This is a genomic window from Streptomyces yunnanensis, assembly GCF_029011865.1.
GTDB lineage: Bacteria > Actinomycetota > Actinomycetes > Streptomycetales > Streptomycetaceae > Streptomyces > Streptomyces yunnanensis.
This window is the reverse complement of sequence record NZ_CP095749.1, coordinates 777,589-793,650: the sequence shown is the minus strand read 5'-3', so window position 1 is coordinate 793,650 and position 16,062 is coordinate 777,589. Positions and strand designations below refer to the sequence as shown.

The 16,062-nt window shown below is 74.3% G+C and carries 6 protein-coding genes and 1 pseudogene; 3 read left to right on the top strand and 4 right to left on the bottom strand.

Annotation, left to right across the window (positions count from 1 at the left end; genetic code table 11):
- Positions 1-53 precede the first annotated feature (53 nt).
- Entirely contained in the window at positions 54-6,254 is a 6,201-nt protein-coding gene (locus MOV08_RS03290) for a type I polyketide synthase (RefSeq protein ID WP_275306128.1), read from the top strand.
- A 143-nt stretch (positions 6,255-6,397) separates the two neighbouring features.
- A complete protein-coding gene (locus MOV08_RS03285; protein WP_275306126.1) occupies positions 6,398-7,582 on the top strand; it encodes a cytochrome P450 in 1,185 nt (394 codons plus the stop codon).
- An 88-nt stretch (positions 7,583-7,670) separates the two neighbouring features.
- Here MOV08_RS03285 and MOV08_RS03280 read toward each other — a convergent pair whose 3' ends face one another.
- The 4 genes from MOV08_RS03280 to MOV08_RS03265 all read right to left on the bottom strand — a co-directional run bounded on the left by MOV08_RS03280 (position 7,671) and on the right by MOV08_RS03265 (position 11,588).
- Positions 7,671-7,862 carry a ferredoxin gene (locus MOV08_RS03280; protein ID WP_039629367.1) on the bottom strand — a complete coding sequence of 64 codons (192 nt, stop codon included), beginning with the start codon at positions 7,860-7,862 and terminating at the stop codon, positions 7,671-7,673.
- Between the two features lie 64 nt (positions 7,863-7,926).
- Positions 7,927-9,123 (bottom strand): cytochrome P450, encoded by a 1,197-nt coding sequence (locus MOV08_RS03275; RefSeq protein ID WP_275306125.1) that lies wholly within the window; start codon positions 9,121-9,123, stop codon positions 7,927-7,929.
- Positions 9,120-10,178: a DegT/DnrJ/EryC1/StrS family aminotransferase gene (locus MOV08_RS03270; RefSeq protein WP_275306123.1), complete on the bottom strand. Its 1,059-nt coding sequence runs from the start codon at positions 10,176-10,178 to the stop codon at positions 9,120-9,122. The genes MOV08_RS03275 and MOV08_RS03270 overlap by 4 nt, the downstream gene beginning before the upstream one ends.
- An 18-nt stretch (positions 10,179-10,196) precedes the next feature.
- Positions 10,197-11,588, bottom strand: coding sequence for a glycosyltransferase (locus tag MOV08_RS03265; RefSeq protein ID WP_275306122.1), 1,392 nt, complete (start codon positions 11,586-11,588; stop codon positions 10,197-10,199).
- Between the two features lie 367 nt (positions 11,589-11,955).
- On the opposite strand from MOV08_RS03265, the pseudogene MOV08_RS03260 reads away from it, so the two are divergent.
- Positions 11,956-16,047: pseudogene (locus MOV08_RS03260) on the top strand (type I polyketide synthase); the annotation flags it as partial.
- Positions 16,048-16,062: the final 15 nt, after the last annotated feature.

Below are 16,062 nucleotides of genomic sequence, written 5' to 3'. Positions count from 1 at the left end.
CGCCCGACTCCCGTCGCTCGCGCGCACCACATCTGAGGAAGGTTTCACGGACCATGCCGGACGAAAAGAAGCTCGTCGACTATCTGAAGTGGGTCACCAAGGACCTCCACCAGACCCGCCAGCGCCTTCAGGAGGTGGAGGCGGGGCGCCACGAACCCGTGGCGATCGTCGGCATGGCCTGCCGCTTCCCCGGCGGTGTGCGCTCCCCGGAGGACCTGTGGGAGCTGCTGTCCGCGGGCCGGGACGGCATCGGGCCGTTCCCCGCCGACCGCGGTTGGGACCTGGCGGCGCTGGCCGGCGACGGGCCCGGTCGCAGCGCCACCCAGGAAGGCGGATTCCTGCCCGACGCGGCCGCCTTCGACCCGGGCTTCTTCGACATCTCCCCGCGCGAGGCGCTCGCCATGGACCCGCAGCAGCGGCTGCTGCTGGAGACCGCCTGGGAGGCCGTCGAACGCGCCGGCATCGACCCGGCCGGGCTGCGCGGCAGCCGCACCGGCGTGTTCGTCGGCACCAACGGCCAGGACTACGCGCACCTGGTCCTCGCCGCACGGGACGACATGGGCGGCTACGCGGGCAACGGCCTGGCCGCCAGCGTGCTCTCCGGCCGACTGGCCTTCGCGCTCGGCCTGGAAGGCCCGGCCGTCACCCTCGACACCGCCTGCTCCTCGTCCCTGGTGACCCTGCACCTGGCCGCACAGGCCGTGCGCGCCGGCGAATGCGGCCTGGCCCTGGCCGGTGGCGTCACCGTGATGACGACCTCGTCGAGCTTCGCCGGCTTCAGCCTCCAGGGCGGCCTGGCGCCGGACGGCCGCTGCAAGGCGTTCGCCGAGGCGGCCGACGGCACCGGCTGGTCCGAGGGCATCGGCCTGCTCCTCGTCGAGCGGCTCTCCGACGCGCAGCGCAACGGCCACCCGGTGCTCGCCGTGCTGCGCGGCTCCGCCGTCAACCAGGACGGCGCGTCCAACGGCCTCAGCGCGCCCAACGGCCCGTCCCAGCAGCGGGTCATCCGGCAGGCGCTGGCCGGCGCCGGCCTCGTCCCCGGCGACGTGGACGCGGTCGAGGCGCACGGCACCGGCACCCGGCTCGGCGACCCCATCGAGGCCGGTGCGCTGCTCGCCACCTACGGCCAGGACCGGCCCGCCGACCGGCCGCTGTGGCTCGGCTCGGTGAAGTCCAACCTCGGCCACACCCAGGCCGCCGCGGGCGTCGCCGGCGTCATCAAGATGGTGCTGGCCCTGCGGCACGGCGTCCTCCCGCAGACCCTCCACGTGGACGCGCCCTCCTCGCACATCGACTGGGAGACCGGCGCCGTGCGGCTGCTCACCGCACCCGTCGCCTGGTCCGGGGGCGACGAACGGGTGCGCCGGGCCGGCGTCTCGTCGTTCGGCATCAGCGGCACCAACGCCCACGTCATCCTCGAACAGGCCCCCGATCAGCCGGAACCGACCGCGGAAGAGGCTGCTGTCGCGGCGCCCGGCGGCACCGCCGAGGAGCAGTCCGCCGCTCCGACCGTCCCGCGCGCCGTGCCGTGGCCGGTCGCGGCCCGCACCGCCGGCGCCCTCGACGCCCAACTGGCCCGGGTCCGCACGCTGACCACCGCGCCCGGCCGCACCGCCGCCGACGTCGGTCACACGCTGGCCACCGCCCGCACCCCCTTCGAGCACCGGGCGCTACTGGTCCACGAGGGCGGCGCCCTCACCGAGGTGGCGCGCGGCGCCGTCCCCACCGGCGACCGGGGCGGGCTGGCCGTGCTGTTCTCCGGACAGGGCTCCCAACGGCCGGGCATGGGACGCGAACTCCACGCCCGCTACCCGGTCTTCGCCGCCGCCTTCGACGAGACCGTCGCCCTGCTCGACGCCCGGCTCGGCACGTCGCTGCGCGACATCGTCTGGGGCCAGGACCGCACCCGGCTCGACGACACCCGCCACACCCAGCCCGCGCTGTTCGCCGTCGAGGTCGCGCTGTACCGCCTGCTGTCCTCCTGGGGCATCCGGCCCGACCACGTCACCGGACACTCCATCGGCGAGATCACCGCGGCGCACGTCGCCGGTGTGCTGACCCTCGCCGACGCCTGCACCCTGGTGGCCGCCCGCGCCACCGCCATGAGCGAACTGCCGCCCGGCGGCGCGATGGTGGCGCTGGAGGCCACCGAGGACGAGGTGCGCCCGCTGCTCACCGACGACCTCGCGCTCGCCGCGGTCAACGCCCCCCGTTCCGTCGTCGTCGCCGGCGCCGAGGACGCCGCCCTCGCCGTCCGCCGGCACTTCGACGACCTGGGCCGCCGCACCACCCGGCTCCCGGTCAGCCACGCCTTCCACTCGCCGCTCATGGACCCGATGCTCGACGCCTTCCGGACGGCCCTCGCCCCGCTGACCTTCGCCGAGCCGGAGATCCCGGTCGTCTCCAACCTCACCGGCCGCCCGGCCACCGCCGAGGAACTCGCCACCCCGCACTACTGGGTGTGCCACGTCCGGCAGGCCGTCCGCTTCGGCGACGGCGTGCGCGCCCTCGCCGACCGCGGCGTGCGGACCTTCCTCGAACTCGGCCCGGACGGCGTGCTGTCCGCCCTGGTCCGGGAGAACCTCCCCGAGCCCGGCCTGGTAGCGGTGCCCGTGCTGCGCAAGGAGCGGCCCGAGGAGACCACCGTGCTGGCCGCCCTGGGCACCCTGTGGGCGCACGGCGCGGACGTGGACTGGGACGCGGTGTTCGCCGGCACCCGCACCCCGCAGGCCGACTCCGTCGAACTGCCCACGTACGCCTTCCAGCGCGCCCGCTACTGGCCCACCCTCGGCGCCCGCCACGGCGACCCGGCCGACCTCGGGCAGACCGCCGCCGCCCACCCGCTGCTGGGCGCCGCCGTCACCCTCGCCGACGCCGACGAGACCGTGCTCACCGGCCGCCTCGCGCTGCCCACCCACCCCTGGCTCGGCGACCACCGCAGCGAAGGAAGGATCACCGTCCCCGGCGTCGCCTTCGCCGAACTCGCCGTCCGCGCCGGCGACCTGAGCGGCACCCCGCACCTGGCGCGGCTCGACCTGCCGGCGCCGCTCACCCTCGGCGACGGCGACGCCGTCACCCTCCAGGTCCGGGTCGGCGCCCCCGACCCCGCGGGCCACCGGCCGCTGACCGTCCACGCCCGCCTGGCGGCCACCGAGGACGCCCCCTGGACCACCTGCGCGACCGGCCTGCTCGCCCCCGACGCCCCCGAAGCGCCGGCGGATCCGATCGGCCCGGCCGACGCCGCATGGCCGCCGCGGGACGCCCGCCCGGTGCCCGTCGCCGACCTCGACGCGGCCGCCACCGCCGCCGGCCGCCACTACGGCCCCCACTTCCAGGGCCTGACCGGGCTGTGGCGGCGCGACGGCGAGGTCTTCGCCGAGGTGGCCCTGCCCGCCGCCACCGCCGCCGACCGCGCCTTCGGCATCCACCCCGCGCTGCTGGCCACCGCGCTCCGCGCCACCGCCGCACTGGACGACGACCACACCGCCGGCCACACCCCCGAACCGACCGGCTTCACCGGACTCGCCCTGCACGCCACCGGGGCCACCGCGCTGCGGGTCCGGCTCACCGCGACCGGGCCCGACACCGTGGCCCTCGCCGCCACGGACGCCACGGGCGGCGCGGTCCTGACCGCCGACACCGTCACCCTCGGCTCCCCCCAGGACCGCCCGACCCCCGCACCGGCCGGCCACACCGGGCAGGGCGGCCTGTTCCACCTCGACTGGGTGCCGGTCGACCCCGGCGCCCGCGCCACCGGCACCCGCTGGGCCGTCGTCGGCGACGACGAACTCGACCTCGGCTACGCCCTGCACCGCGCCGACGAGACCGTCAGCGCCTACGCGGCGTCGCTGGGCGGAGCCATCGGCGACAGCGGTCTGGCGCCGGACGTCTTCCTCGTCCCCGTCGTCGGCGGTCCGGACGCCGGGCCCGACGCCGTGCACGCCGTCACCGCCCGCGCCCTGGGGCTGCTCCAGGAGTGGCTGAACGAGCCGCGGTTGGCCGGCGCCCGCCTGGTCTTCGTCACCCGCGGCGCCGTCGCGGTGCCCGGCGAGACCGTCACCGACCCGGCCGGCGCCGCCGTCTGGGGCCTGCTGCGCTCCGCCCAGACCGAGAACCCGGGCAGTCTGCTGCTGATCGACCTCGACGACGCGTTCCGGTCCGCCGGGATGCTGCCGCACGTCCTCACCCTCGACGAACAGCAACTCGTCGTCCGCGACCACGCGGTCCGCGCCGCCCGCCTGGCCCGGCTGCCGGAGCCGGCCGCCGGCACCGCGCCGGCCCGCGCCTGGGACCCGGACGGCACCGTCCTGATCACCGGCGGCACCGGCGGCCTGGGCGCCGCGCTCGCCCGCCACCTGGTCACCGTCCGCGGTGCCCGCCACCTGCTGCTCGTCGGCCGCCGCGGACCCGAGGCACCGGGCGCCGGCGCACTGGTGGCGGAGCTGACCGCACAGGGCGCGGACGTGCGGGTGGCCGCCTGCGACGTCGGCGACCGCACCGCCCTCGACGCGCTCCTCGCCACGGTCCCCGCGGCGCACCCGCTGACCGCCGTCGTGCACACCGCCGGCGTCCTGGACGACGCCCTGATCGGCTCGCTCACCCCCGGCCAACTGGCCACCGTGCTACGGCCCAAGGCCGACGCCGCCTGGCATCTGCACGACGCCACCCGCGGCCTCGACCTGGCCGGCTTCGTCCTGTACTCCTCGGTCTCCGGCGTCCTGGGCAGCCCCGGCCAGGGCAACTACGCCGCCGCCAACGCCTACCTCGACGCGCTCGCCCGGCACCGCGCCGACCAGGGCCTCCCGGCGCTCTCCCTCGCCTGGGGCCCCTGGGGCCGGGGCAGCGGCATGACCGCGTCGGTCAGCGACGCCGACCTGGAGCGGATGGCGCGCGGCGGCCTGCCGCCGCTGACCGTCGAGGACGGCCTGGCCCTGTTCGACGCCGCCGTCGGCCGCCCCGAGCCGGCCCTGGTGCCCAGCCGCATCAACGTCGCCGGCCTGCGGGACCAGCAGGCCCTGCCGGCGCTCTGGCGCGACCTGGTACCGCGGGCCCGCCGCACCGCGGCCGCCGCCGACCGCTCCCCGGTCACGGTGCGCGAGCGCCTCCGCCACCTCGACGAGACCGGCCGGGAACAGCTGCTCACCGACCTCGTCGTCGGCTACACCGCCGGCCTGCTCGGCCACCCCGACCCCACCGCCGTCGACCCCGAACGGGGCTTCCTGGAGCTGGGCTTCGACTCCCTGGTCTCGGTCGGCCTGCGCAACCAGCTCGCCGAGATCCTCGGCCTGCGCCTGCCCTCGTCCATCGTCTTCGACAGCAAGTCCCCCGTGAAGCTGGCGCGTTGGCTGCACCAGGAACTCGCCAACAGCCCCCAGCCGGGCGCCCCCGCCCCCGCCACCGCGGACGCCCGCCCCGCGGTGCGCTCCGACGACACCCTGGAGGGCCTGTTCTACAACGCGGTGCGCGGCGGCAAGCTCGTCGAGGCGATGCGGATGCTCAAGGCCGTCGCCAACACCCGGCCGATGTTCGACACCCCCGCCGAGCTGGAGGAGCTCTCCGAGCCGGTGACGCTCGCCGACGGCCCGGGCCGGCCCCGGCTGATCTTCGTCAGCGCCCCGGGCGCCACCGGCGGCGTCCACCAGTACGCGCGCATCGCCGCGCACTTCCGCGGCAGCCGCCATGTCTCCGCGCTGCCCCTGATGGGCTTCGCCCCCGGCGAACTCCTCCCGGCCACCAGCGAGGCCGCGGCCCGCATCGTCGCCGAGAGCGTCCTGATGGCCAGCGAGGGGGAACCGTTCGTCATGGTCGGCCACTCCACCGGCGGCTCGCTCGCCTACCTCGCCGCCGGTGTCCTGGAGGACATCTGGGACGTCCGGCCCGAAGCGGTGGTCCTCCTCGACACCGCGTCCATCCGCTACAACCCCGGCGAGGGCAACGACCTGGACCGCACCACGCGGTTCTACCTGGCCGACATCGACTCGCCCTCGGTGACGCTCAACAGCGCCCGGATGTCCGCCATGGCCCACTGGTTCATGGCGATGACCGACATCCAGGCGCCCGCCCCCACCGCCCCCACCCTCCTCGTGCGCGCCGCCCGGGCCCTCGACGGCTTCCGGCTCGACACCTCGTCCGTCCCCGCCGACGAGGTCCGGGACATCGACGCCGACCACCTCTCCCTCGCCAAGGAGCACTCGGCACTGACCGCGCAGGCCATCGAGGGATGGCTCGCGGAACTGGAGGAACCCGCGGTGTGAGAACAGATCGAGCCGGGCGTCCGGACAAGGCGCCACACATCCCACCGGGGTGGGGCGGGGTGGCGCCGCCCCACCCCGCCCGGCCCCGCGCAGACAGTCGGACGCCTGTCCCCCCACGGCACCACCCTCCAGAGGAGTCCTCCATGAGCACACCCACCGCGCCGCCCTCCCTCGCGGCGGAGGCGCGCACCGTCCTGCGCCTGAGCCCCCTGCTGAGCGACCTGCAATCCAGGGCCCCCGTCTGCAAGGTCCGCACCCCGGCCGGCGACGAGGGCTGGCTCGTCACCCGCCACGCCGAACTCAAACAGCTGCTGCACGACGAGCGGTTGGCCCGCGCCCACGCCGACCCGGCCAACGCACCGCGCTACGTACGCAACCCGATGCTGGACCTCATCGTCACCGACGACGTCGACGGGGCGCGCGCCCTGCACGCCGAGATGCGCTCGCTGCTCACCCCGCAGTTCTCCGCCCGCCGGGTCCTGGACCTGGTGCCGAAGGTCGAGGCCCTCGCCGAACAGGCGCTCGCGCACCTCACCGCCCAGGGCCCGCCCGCCGACCTGCACGGCGACTTCTCCATGCCGTTCTCCCTGTCGGTGCTGTGCGCCCTCATCGGCGTCCCCGCAGCGGAGCAGGGCCAGTTGGTCGCCGCGCTCGCCAAGCTCGGCGAAATCGACGACCCGACCCGGGCCCAGGAAACCCAGGACGAGCTGTTCGGTCTGTTGTCCGGACTGGCCCGCCGCAAGCGCACCGCACCCGAGGACGACGTCATCTCCCGGCTGTGCCCGAAGGTGCCGTCCGACGACCGCATCGGGCCGATCGTCGCCGGACTGCTCTTCGCCGGCCTGGACAGCGTCGCCAGCCACATCGACCTGGGCACGGTGCTGTTCACCCAGTACCCCGAACAGCTCGCCGCGGCGCTCGCCGACGAGCAGCTGATGCGCAGCGGAGTCGAGGAGATCCTGCGGTCCGCGAAGGCCGGCGGTTCGGTACTCCCGCGGTACGCCACCGCCGACGTGCAGGTCGGCGACGTGACCATCAGGACCGGCGACCTGGTGCTGCTGGACTTCACTCTGGTGAACTTCGACCGCACGGTCTTCGACGAGCCCGAGCTGTTCGACATCCGGCGGGCGCCCAACCCGCACCTGACGTTCGGCCACGGCATGTGGCACTGCATCGGCGCACCGCTGGCCCGGGTCCAACTGCGCACCGCCTACACCCTGCTCTTCACCCGGCTCCCCGGCCTGCGGCTGGCGCGCCCGATCGAGGAACTGGGCTTCTCGTCCGGCCAGTTGTCCGCCGGACTGACGCAGCTGTCCGTCACCTGGTGACGATCTGCCCGCCCGCTCCCGGGCAGGCAGAGGCGAGGGCCCCCGACCCGCTCGGCCGGGGGCCCTCACGCACGGGGGAGCGGGCTCCTCAGTCCGCCGCGACGCTGATCGCCCCGGACGGGCACAGCGCCGCCGCCTCGCGGGCGGCGACGGCCAAAGCGCCCGCCGCCGGGTCGAGGACGGTCACCAGACCGTCGTCGTCCTGGTCGAACAGGTCCGGTGCGGTCAGGACGCACTGGCCGGCCCCGACGCAGCGGCCGGGGTCCACGGTGATGCGCACGATCGTTCCTCCGAGGGTCGGTTCGTTGCCGGGGTCGGGCCGCCGGCGGGCGGCCCGACCGGGCTCACTTCCAGGTGACGGGCAGTTCGTGCAGGCCGAACAGCACCCCGTCGTACTTCAACGGCAGTTCCTCCACCGGCACGGCGAGCGTGAGGGAGGGGATCCGGGCGAAGAGCGTGCGGTAGGCGATGTCCATCTCCTCCCGCACCAGGTTCTGGCCCAGGCACTGGTGGACACCGTAGCCGAACGCCACGTGCGAGCGCGCCGAGCGCTCGGGGTCGAACTCCGAGGGCGCCGCGAACGCCGTGTCGTCGTGGTTGGCGGCGGCGATCAGCGGCACGATGCCCTCACCGGCCCGGATCAGCTGACCGCCGATCTCCACGTCCTCGACGGCCACCCGGAACGCCACCAGATCGGCCACCGAGTAGTAGCGCAGCAGCTCCTCGACGATCCGGTCGTCGCCGATCCACTGCGGGTTGGTGAGCAACTGCACCACGCCCAGGCCGATGTTGTTCGCCGTCGTCTCGTGCCCGGCGATCAGCAGCAGCATCGACACCCCGGACAGCTCCTGCCGGGACAGCGTGCCCGCGGCGATCAGCCGGCTGATCAGGTCGTCGCCGGGCCGCCGCTGCTTGATCTGGATGAGTCGGCCCAGATAGCGCAGCAGTGCCTGGGTCGCCTTGTCGCGCTCCTCGTCGGTCGAGCTGAGTCGGACCAGCACCCGGGTCCGGTCCTCGAAGAAGTCCCGGTCGGCCTTGGGCACCCCGAGCAGACTGGAGATCACCAGGGACGGCACCGGCAGCGCGAAGGACTCGATGAGGTCCGCCGAGGTGCCCGCGGCCAGCATCGCGTCGATCCGCTCGTCCACGATCTGCTGGATCACCGGCCGCAGTTCCCGCACCTTGCGCACGGTGAACTCGGGGATCAGCGTCTTGCGGAACCGTCCGTGCTCCGGGGGGTCCATCGCCACGAACCACCCCGGCACCTCGTACTGCGACGGGGCGCCACCGGTCCGACCGGCTTTGGGGAAACCGGGTTTGGAGGGGTCGGCGCTGATCCGCGGGTCGGTCAGCACCGCCCGGACGTCCTCGTGCCGGGTCACCAACCAGACCGGGCCGCTGGGGAGTTCGGAGCGGACCAGGCCCACTCCGCCGCGGTAGGTCGCGTACTCCGGCGGGGGGAAGGGCCGGCCCGGCCTGCGCAGCGGGAAGGCCACCGGGCACTGCGGCGCGGCCGTCCGCGCGTCGGCTCCGGTGCTCATGCCGCTCCGTAGAACGCGCGGATCCGGCCGGTGATGAACTCCTGCTGCTGCGCGGTCAGTCCGGTGTGCGTCGGCAGGTAGAAGCCGTCGGCGCTGAGCCGGGCCGCGTTCAACGTGGGCCAGTCGGCGGAGAAGTAGCCGGGCTGACGGCTCATCGGCTTGAAGAACACCCGGGTCTCGACGCCCTCGCCGGCGAGGTACCCGCACAGCTCGTCGCGCCGCTCGGCCCGCAGGTCGTACATCCACAGCACGTCGCGCGGCGGCATCAGCGTGATGCCGGGGATGTCGCGCAGCGCCTCGTCGTAGCGCTTCTCGATGTCGCGGCGCCGGGCGAGGATGGTGTCCAGCTGCTCGGTCTGGGCGAGCGCCACCGCGGCCTGCATGTTGGTCATCCGGAAGTTGTAGGCCAGCTTCTTGTGCAGGAAGCTGTGGTCCTTGGTGAACGCCATCGCCCGCAGATGGGCCATCTGCTCGGCCAGGTGCGGGTCGTGGGTCAGGCAGACGCCGCCCTCGCCGGCCGAGATGATCTTGTTGGCGAAGAGTGAGAAACAGGCGATGTCGCCCCGCGGCCGCACCCCGTGCGCCTCGGCGGAGTCCTCCACCACCCGCAGGTTGTACTCGTACGCCAGGTTCAGCACGGCGTCCATGTCGCACTGCCGGCCGTAGATGTGCACCGGCATGATCACCTTGGTGCGCGGGGTGATCTTCTCCTCGATGCGGGACACGTCGATGTTCAGGTCGTCGCCGCAGTCCACGAACACCGGCGTGGCACCGGTGTAGGTCACCGCCCAGGCGGACGCGATCATCGTGAACTCCGGGACGATCACCTCGTCACCGGGGCCGACGCCCAGCGCGCGCAGCGCCAGCGTCAGCGCCGTGGTGCCGGAGGAGCAGGCGACGCCGAACGGCACGTCGTTGTACGCGGCGAACGCCTCCTCGAACTGCCTGACGTAAGGCCCCTGCGAAGAGATCCAGCCGCCGCCGACGGCCTCCGTCACATAGTCGAGCTCGCGGCCCTGGAGCCACGGCATGGACACCGGATACGTAAAGGACATGAGTTGAGTCTTCCTCGGTCAGTCGGTTGCCAGGGCGGGAAGGCCGAGCAGCAGGTCCGCCGCCGCGGCCCGGCCGCCGGCGTCCCGCAGCAGCCCGGCGAAGTGCTCCGCGCGCTCGGTGAAGGAGGGCTGGTCGAGCACGCGGGTGATCTTGTCCAGGACGTCCTCGGTGTCCACGGTCTCCGGCCGGTCCAGCGTCAGGCTCACCCCGAAGTCCTGGCCCCGGATCGCCTGGTCGTCGCAGTCCACCCACAACGGCCGGACCACCAGCGGCTTCCCGAAGTACAGGCCCTCGTGGTAGCCGTTGCCGCCGGCGTGGGTGAAGAACGCCTTCACGTTCGGATGGGCCAGCACGTCCAGCTGGGACGGCACCCAGCCCTCGATCCGCAGGTTGTCCGGCAGCTCGGCGGCCGGCGGCAGCAACTCCTGCTGGCCGCGCGGGAGTTTCCACAACACCTGGTGGCCCTGGCCGTCCAGCCGCCGGGCGACCTCCACCAGCGACGCCACCTGCCCGCGGGTCAGCCGGGTGATCGTGCCGAAGCCCATGTACACCACGGACTTCTGCGCCGACAGCCAGTCCGCCAGGCCGTCGTCGTCCGGTGCCTGGGGCAGCGGCGGCACCATCGTGCCCACCAGCCGCAGCTTCGGATGCATCGGGAACGGGTAGTCCAACTCCCTTACGGAGTAGCACAACACCTGCTCCGCATGGTCGATCCGCGCCATCATCTGCCGTGCCTGGGGCGCGATGCCCAGCTCGGTGCGGATCCGGTTGTCCTCCTCGACGACCTTGCGGATCTCCGGCGTCAGGAACATCCCGAGCGTCCGCAGCCGGAACAGCTGGTTCTCGATCCGCTGGGCCAGGGACATCGCGGCCGGCAGCCCCGAGTGCGGCACCGGGAAACCCGACGGGGTGTAGGACTTGGCGAACGGGACGTGCGAGGTGAGGACGTTGCTCGGCACGAACGGCACCCCGAGCACGAACGGAATGCCCTTGGTGATCGCCAGCTCGTACCCGAACTGGCACATGCTCTCGATCACCATCAGCGCCGGCCGGACCTCCTCGACGATCTCCTCCAGGCGGCGGTACTTCGCCCTCCGCGACTCCGGCGCGAACGAATGCCGAATCACCGCCGCGTGCGCCTTGAACCGCGACCGCTGCGTCACCTCCGCGTACGTCGCGTCGTCCCATGTGACCGCCGACATCTGCGAGACGGTGTCGCCGAGCGACGCGAACTGCACCGGGCTGCCGTCCACCACGGCAGCCACCTCGTCGCGCGCTTTCTCGTCGGTGGCGAACCACAGGTCCGCCACGTTGCGCCGGGACAATTCCCCGGCCAGCACGAGCAGCGGATTGAGCAGGCCGCTTTCGGCATAACTGACGAACAGGATCGGCCGCCGATTCGCGCCCATGGACAACACCCCTCGGAATGTGGCGGGCCGCCGGGCCCGCGCGCCACGCACCCGCCCGGCCGGGTCGCCGGGTGGGTGCATTCGCCGACGCCGCCACCCCGGGCGCGCGCTGCCGGAAGGAACGGTCACCGGCCGGCACCCGGAACGCGCCGCGTGGAAAACGGGTCGGTTACTTGGTCTCATGCCACGGACCGGGGAATCACTAGTCTTCGCCGCGCGACGGCCCTTTCCGGGCCGTGCGGCCAATGCCCGTCCCCGTCGCCCGTCATTCCTTAGGGAAAAGTACAGCGTTTGCGAACGTACGATCCGGCACGCAGAGGTGACCTGAGGCCAACTTTTCCGCAGGGGTGAGCAAGGCATGACGATCGGAGCCGACGAGGACCCGGTGGTGGTCGTCGGAATGGCCTGCCGTTATCCGGGTGGGGTCGCCGGCCCGGAGGACCTGTGGGAACTGGTCCGCACCGGCCGCGACGCGACCACCGCCTTCCCGGACGACCGCGGCTGGGACCTGGCCGCACTGGCCGGCGACGGACCCGGCCGCAGCGCGACCCGCGAGGGCGGATTCCTCACCGGCGCCGCCGACTTCGACGCCGCCTTCTTCGGCATGTCGCCCCGCGAGGCCGTCTCCACCGACCCGCAACAGCGCCTTGTCCTGGAGACCGCCTGGGAAGCCCTGGAACGCGCGGGCATCGACCCGCACTCCCTGCGCGGCAGCCGCACCGGCGTCTTCATCGGCGCCAGCGGCCAGGACTACGCCGCCGTCACCCACGCCTCGCCCGACGACCTGGACGGTCACGCCCTCACCGGCCTGGCCCCCGGCGTCGCCTCCGGTCGCCTGGCGTACGTCCTGGGCCTCGAAGGCCCCGCCGTCACCGTCGACACCACGTCCTCCTCCTCGCTGGTCGCACTGCACTGGGCGGTTCGCGCCCTGCGCGCGGGGGAGTGCAGCACCGCCCTGGCCGGCGGCGTCACGGTGATGTCCACCCCGGCCGCCTTCGTCGGCCACACCCGACAGGGCGGCCTCGCACCCGACGGCCGCTGCAAGCCGTTCTCCGACGACGCCGACGGCACCGCCTGGGCGGAGGGCGTCGGCATCGTCGTCCTGGAGCACCTGTCCACCGCCCGCGCCGCCGGCAACCCCGTCCTCGCCGTGCTGCGCGGCTCGGCCGTCAACCAGGACGGCGCCTCCGACGGCCTCACCGCACCCAGCGGTCCCGCCCAGGAACGCGTCATCCGCGCCGCCCTCGCCGACGCCCGACTCGTCCCCGCCGACATCGACCTCGTCGAGGCGCACGGCACCGGCACCCGGCTCGGCGACCCCGTCGAGGCCCGGGCGCTGCTCGCCGCCTACGGCCAGGACCGGGACCCGGACCGGCCGCTGCGCCTGGGCTCCCTGAAGTCCACCCTCGGCCACGCACAGGCCGCCGCCGGCATCGGCGGAGTGATCAAGACCGTCCTGACCCTCCGGCACGGCCTGATGCCGCGCATCCGGCACCTGGCCACGCCCACCCGCCAAGTCGACTGGTCCCAGGGTGCCGTGGCCCCCCTCACCGACCACACGCCCTGGCCACCGGCCGACCGACCGCGCCGCGCCGGCGTCTCCTCCTTCGGCATCAGCGGCACCAACGCCCATGTGATCCTCGAAGAGGCCCCGCCCGCCGACGTCCCCGTCACCCGGCCCGGCACCCTCCGCCCCACCACCGTCCCCTGGCCGGTCTCCGCCGCCACCCCCGAAGCCCTCGACGCCCAACTCGCCCGGCTCCGCGCCCACCTGCGCACCCGGCCGGACCTGGACCCGCTGGACGTCGGCTACTCCCTCGCCACCGGTCGCGCCGCGCTCCGCCACCGGGCGGTCCTCCTGCCGACCGCCGACGGCGCCGCCGCGGACGCCGTCGAGCACGCCCGTGGCGCGGCCCACCAGCGCCGCACCGCCGTCCTCTTCTCCGGCCAGGGCAGCCAGCGCCTGGGCATGGGCCGCGAACTCGCCGCCCGCTTCCCGGTGTTCGCCGACGCACTGGACGACGCGCTGCGCGCCCTGGACCGGCACCTGGACGGCCCGGTGCGCGAGGTGATGTGGGGCACCGACGCCGCGCTGCTGGACCGGACCGGCTGGACCCAGCCCGCCCTGTTCGCCGTCGAGGTCGCCCTCCACCGCCTGATCACCTCGCTCGGCCTGCGCCCCGACGCCGTCGGCGGCCACTCCGTCGGCGAGATCGCCGCCGCCCACGTCGCCGGCGTCCTGAGCCTGGAGGACGCCTGCCGCCTGGTGGCCGCCCGCGCCACGCTGATGCAGGCGCTCCCGGCCGGCGGCGCGATGGCCGCGCTGGAGGCCACCGAGGACGAAGTGGCCCCGCTGCTCGGCGCACACCTCGCGCTGGCCGCCGTCAACGGCCCGACCGCGGTCGTCGTCGCCGGAACCGAGGACGCCGTGCTGCAACTGACCGCCCACTTCGCCGACCGCGGCCGGCGCACCAGCCGGCTGGCCGTCTCGCACGCCTTCCACTCGCCGCTGATGGAGCCCATGCTCGACGCCTTCCGGGACGTCGTGGGCCGACTGACCTTCCACCAGCCGTCGATCCCGCTGGTCTCCAACCTCACCGGTGAACTCGCCGGCAGCGAGATCACCACCACCGAGTACTGGGTCCGGCACGTCCGCGACACCGTCCGCTTCGCCGACGGCATCACCGCACTGGCCAAGGCCGGCACCGACGTCCTGGTCGAACTCGGCCCCGGCAGCGTGCTGTCCGCGATGGCCCGCGACACCCTGGGCCCCGACGGCACCACCGACGTCGTACCCGCCCTGACCAAGGGACGGCCCGAGGAGACCGCGTTCGCCGGCGCCCTCGGCCGCCTGCACACCCTCGGCGTCCCCGTCGACTGGCCCGCCTTCTACGCCGGCACCGGCGCCCGCCGCGTCGAACTGCCCACCTACGCCTTCCAGCGCGTGCGCCACTGGCCCACCCCGCCCCGCCCGAACGGCACCGGGCCCGGCGCCCTCGGCCACCCCCTGCTCGGCTCCGCCGTCGAACTCGCCGACGGCGGCGGCACCGTCTGCTCCGGCGCCCTCTCCCTCCGCACCCACCCCTGGCTCGCCGACCACACCGTCGCCGGCCGGATCGTGCTGCCGGCCACCGCGCTGCTGGAACTCGCCGTGCGCGCCGGCGACGAAACGGGCTGCGACGTCCTGCACGAACTCCACCTCACCACCCCGCCGGCCCTGCCCGACGACGCCGCCCTGCACGTCCAGGTGCACGTCGGCCCCGCCGACCCCACCGGGCGCCGCGCCGTCACCGTCCACACCCGCCCCGACCACCACCCGGCCGGCGACTGGACCCGATGCGCCACCGGCACCCTCGGCAGCACCCCGCCGTCCACCACCGAAGCCGCCACCGACGGCACCCCGGCCAGCTGGCCGCCGGCCGACGCCGAACCCCTCGACCTCGCCGACCACTACGAACGGCTCGCCGACCGCGGCTTCGACTACGGCCCGACCTTCCGCGGCCTGCGCGCCGCCTGGCGACGCGGCGCGGAGATCTTCGCGGACGTGGAATGCCCGCCCGGCACCGCCGACGACGCCCCCGACCACGAACTGCACCCCGCCCTGCTCGACGCGGCCCGGCACGCCGCCATGGCCGTGGACGGCACCGTGCCCGTCGCCTGGCACGGCGTCCGGCTGCACGCCGTCGGCGCCACCGCGCTGCGCGTCCGCATCCGCCCCACCACGACCGGCACACTGACCCTCACCGCGGTCGACGTGCACGGCGCGCCGGTCGTCACCGTCGAGGCCCTCGCCACCCGCCCGCTGACCGACGAGGAACGCGCCGCCCCCCGGACCCCGCGGCAGGCCCGCGGCGAGACGCCCGCCGACGCCCGCCCGGCCCGGCCCGCCGCGGCCCGCCCCGACCCGGCCGGCGAACCCCTCCCGGACACCACCGCCTCCCACCCCACCGCCGGCCACCTCACCGCGCTTCCGCCGGCCGCCCGGGAGCGCCACCTGCTGGACCTGGTGCGCACCCAGGCCGCCGCCGTCCTGGGCCACCCCGGCCCCGAGGCCGTCGGCACCCGCAGCGTCTTCAAGGAGCTCGGGTTCGACTCGTTGGCCGGCGTCGAACTCGCCGACCGGCTCACCGCCCGCACCGGACTGCGTTTGCCGGCCACCCTCGTCTTCAACTTCCCCACCCCCGAACGGGCGGCCCACCGCCTCGGGGAACTCCTCGCCGCAACCGACCCCCTCGACCCCGGGGCGTACGGCGAGGAACTCACCAGGTTCGAGGCGATCGTGACGAACCTGCCGCCGGACGGCCCCGAACGCCGGGCCGTCGCGGACCGGTTGGACGCCATCGTCTCCGCACTCCGCCAGAACTCGCCTGCAGAGGTGCCCTCCTCGGACGAGGACATCGACACGGTGTCGGTCGACAGACTGCTCGACATCATCGATGAAGAGTTCGAAACCACATAGAGAAATTGTTGCTTT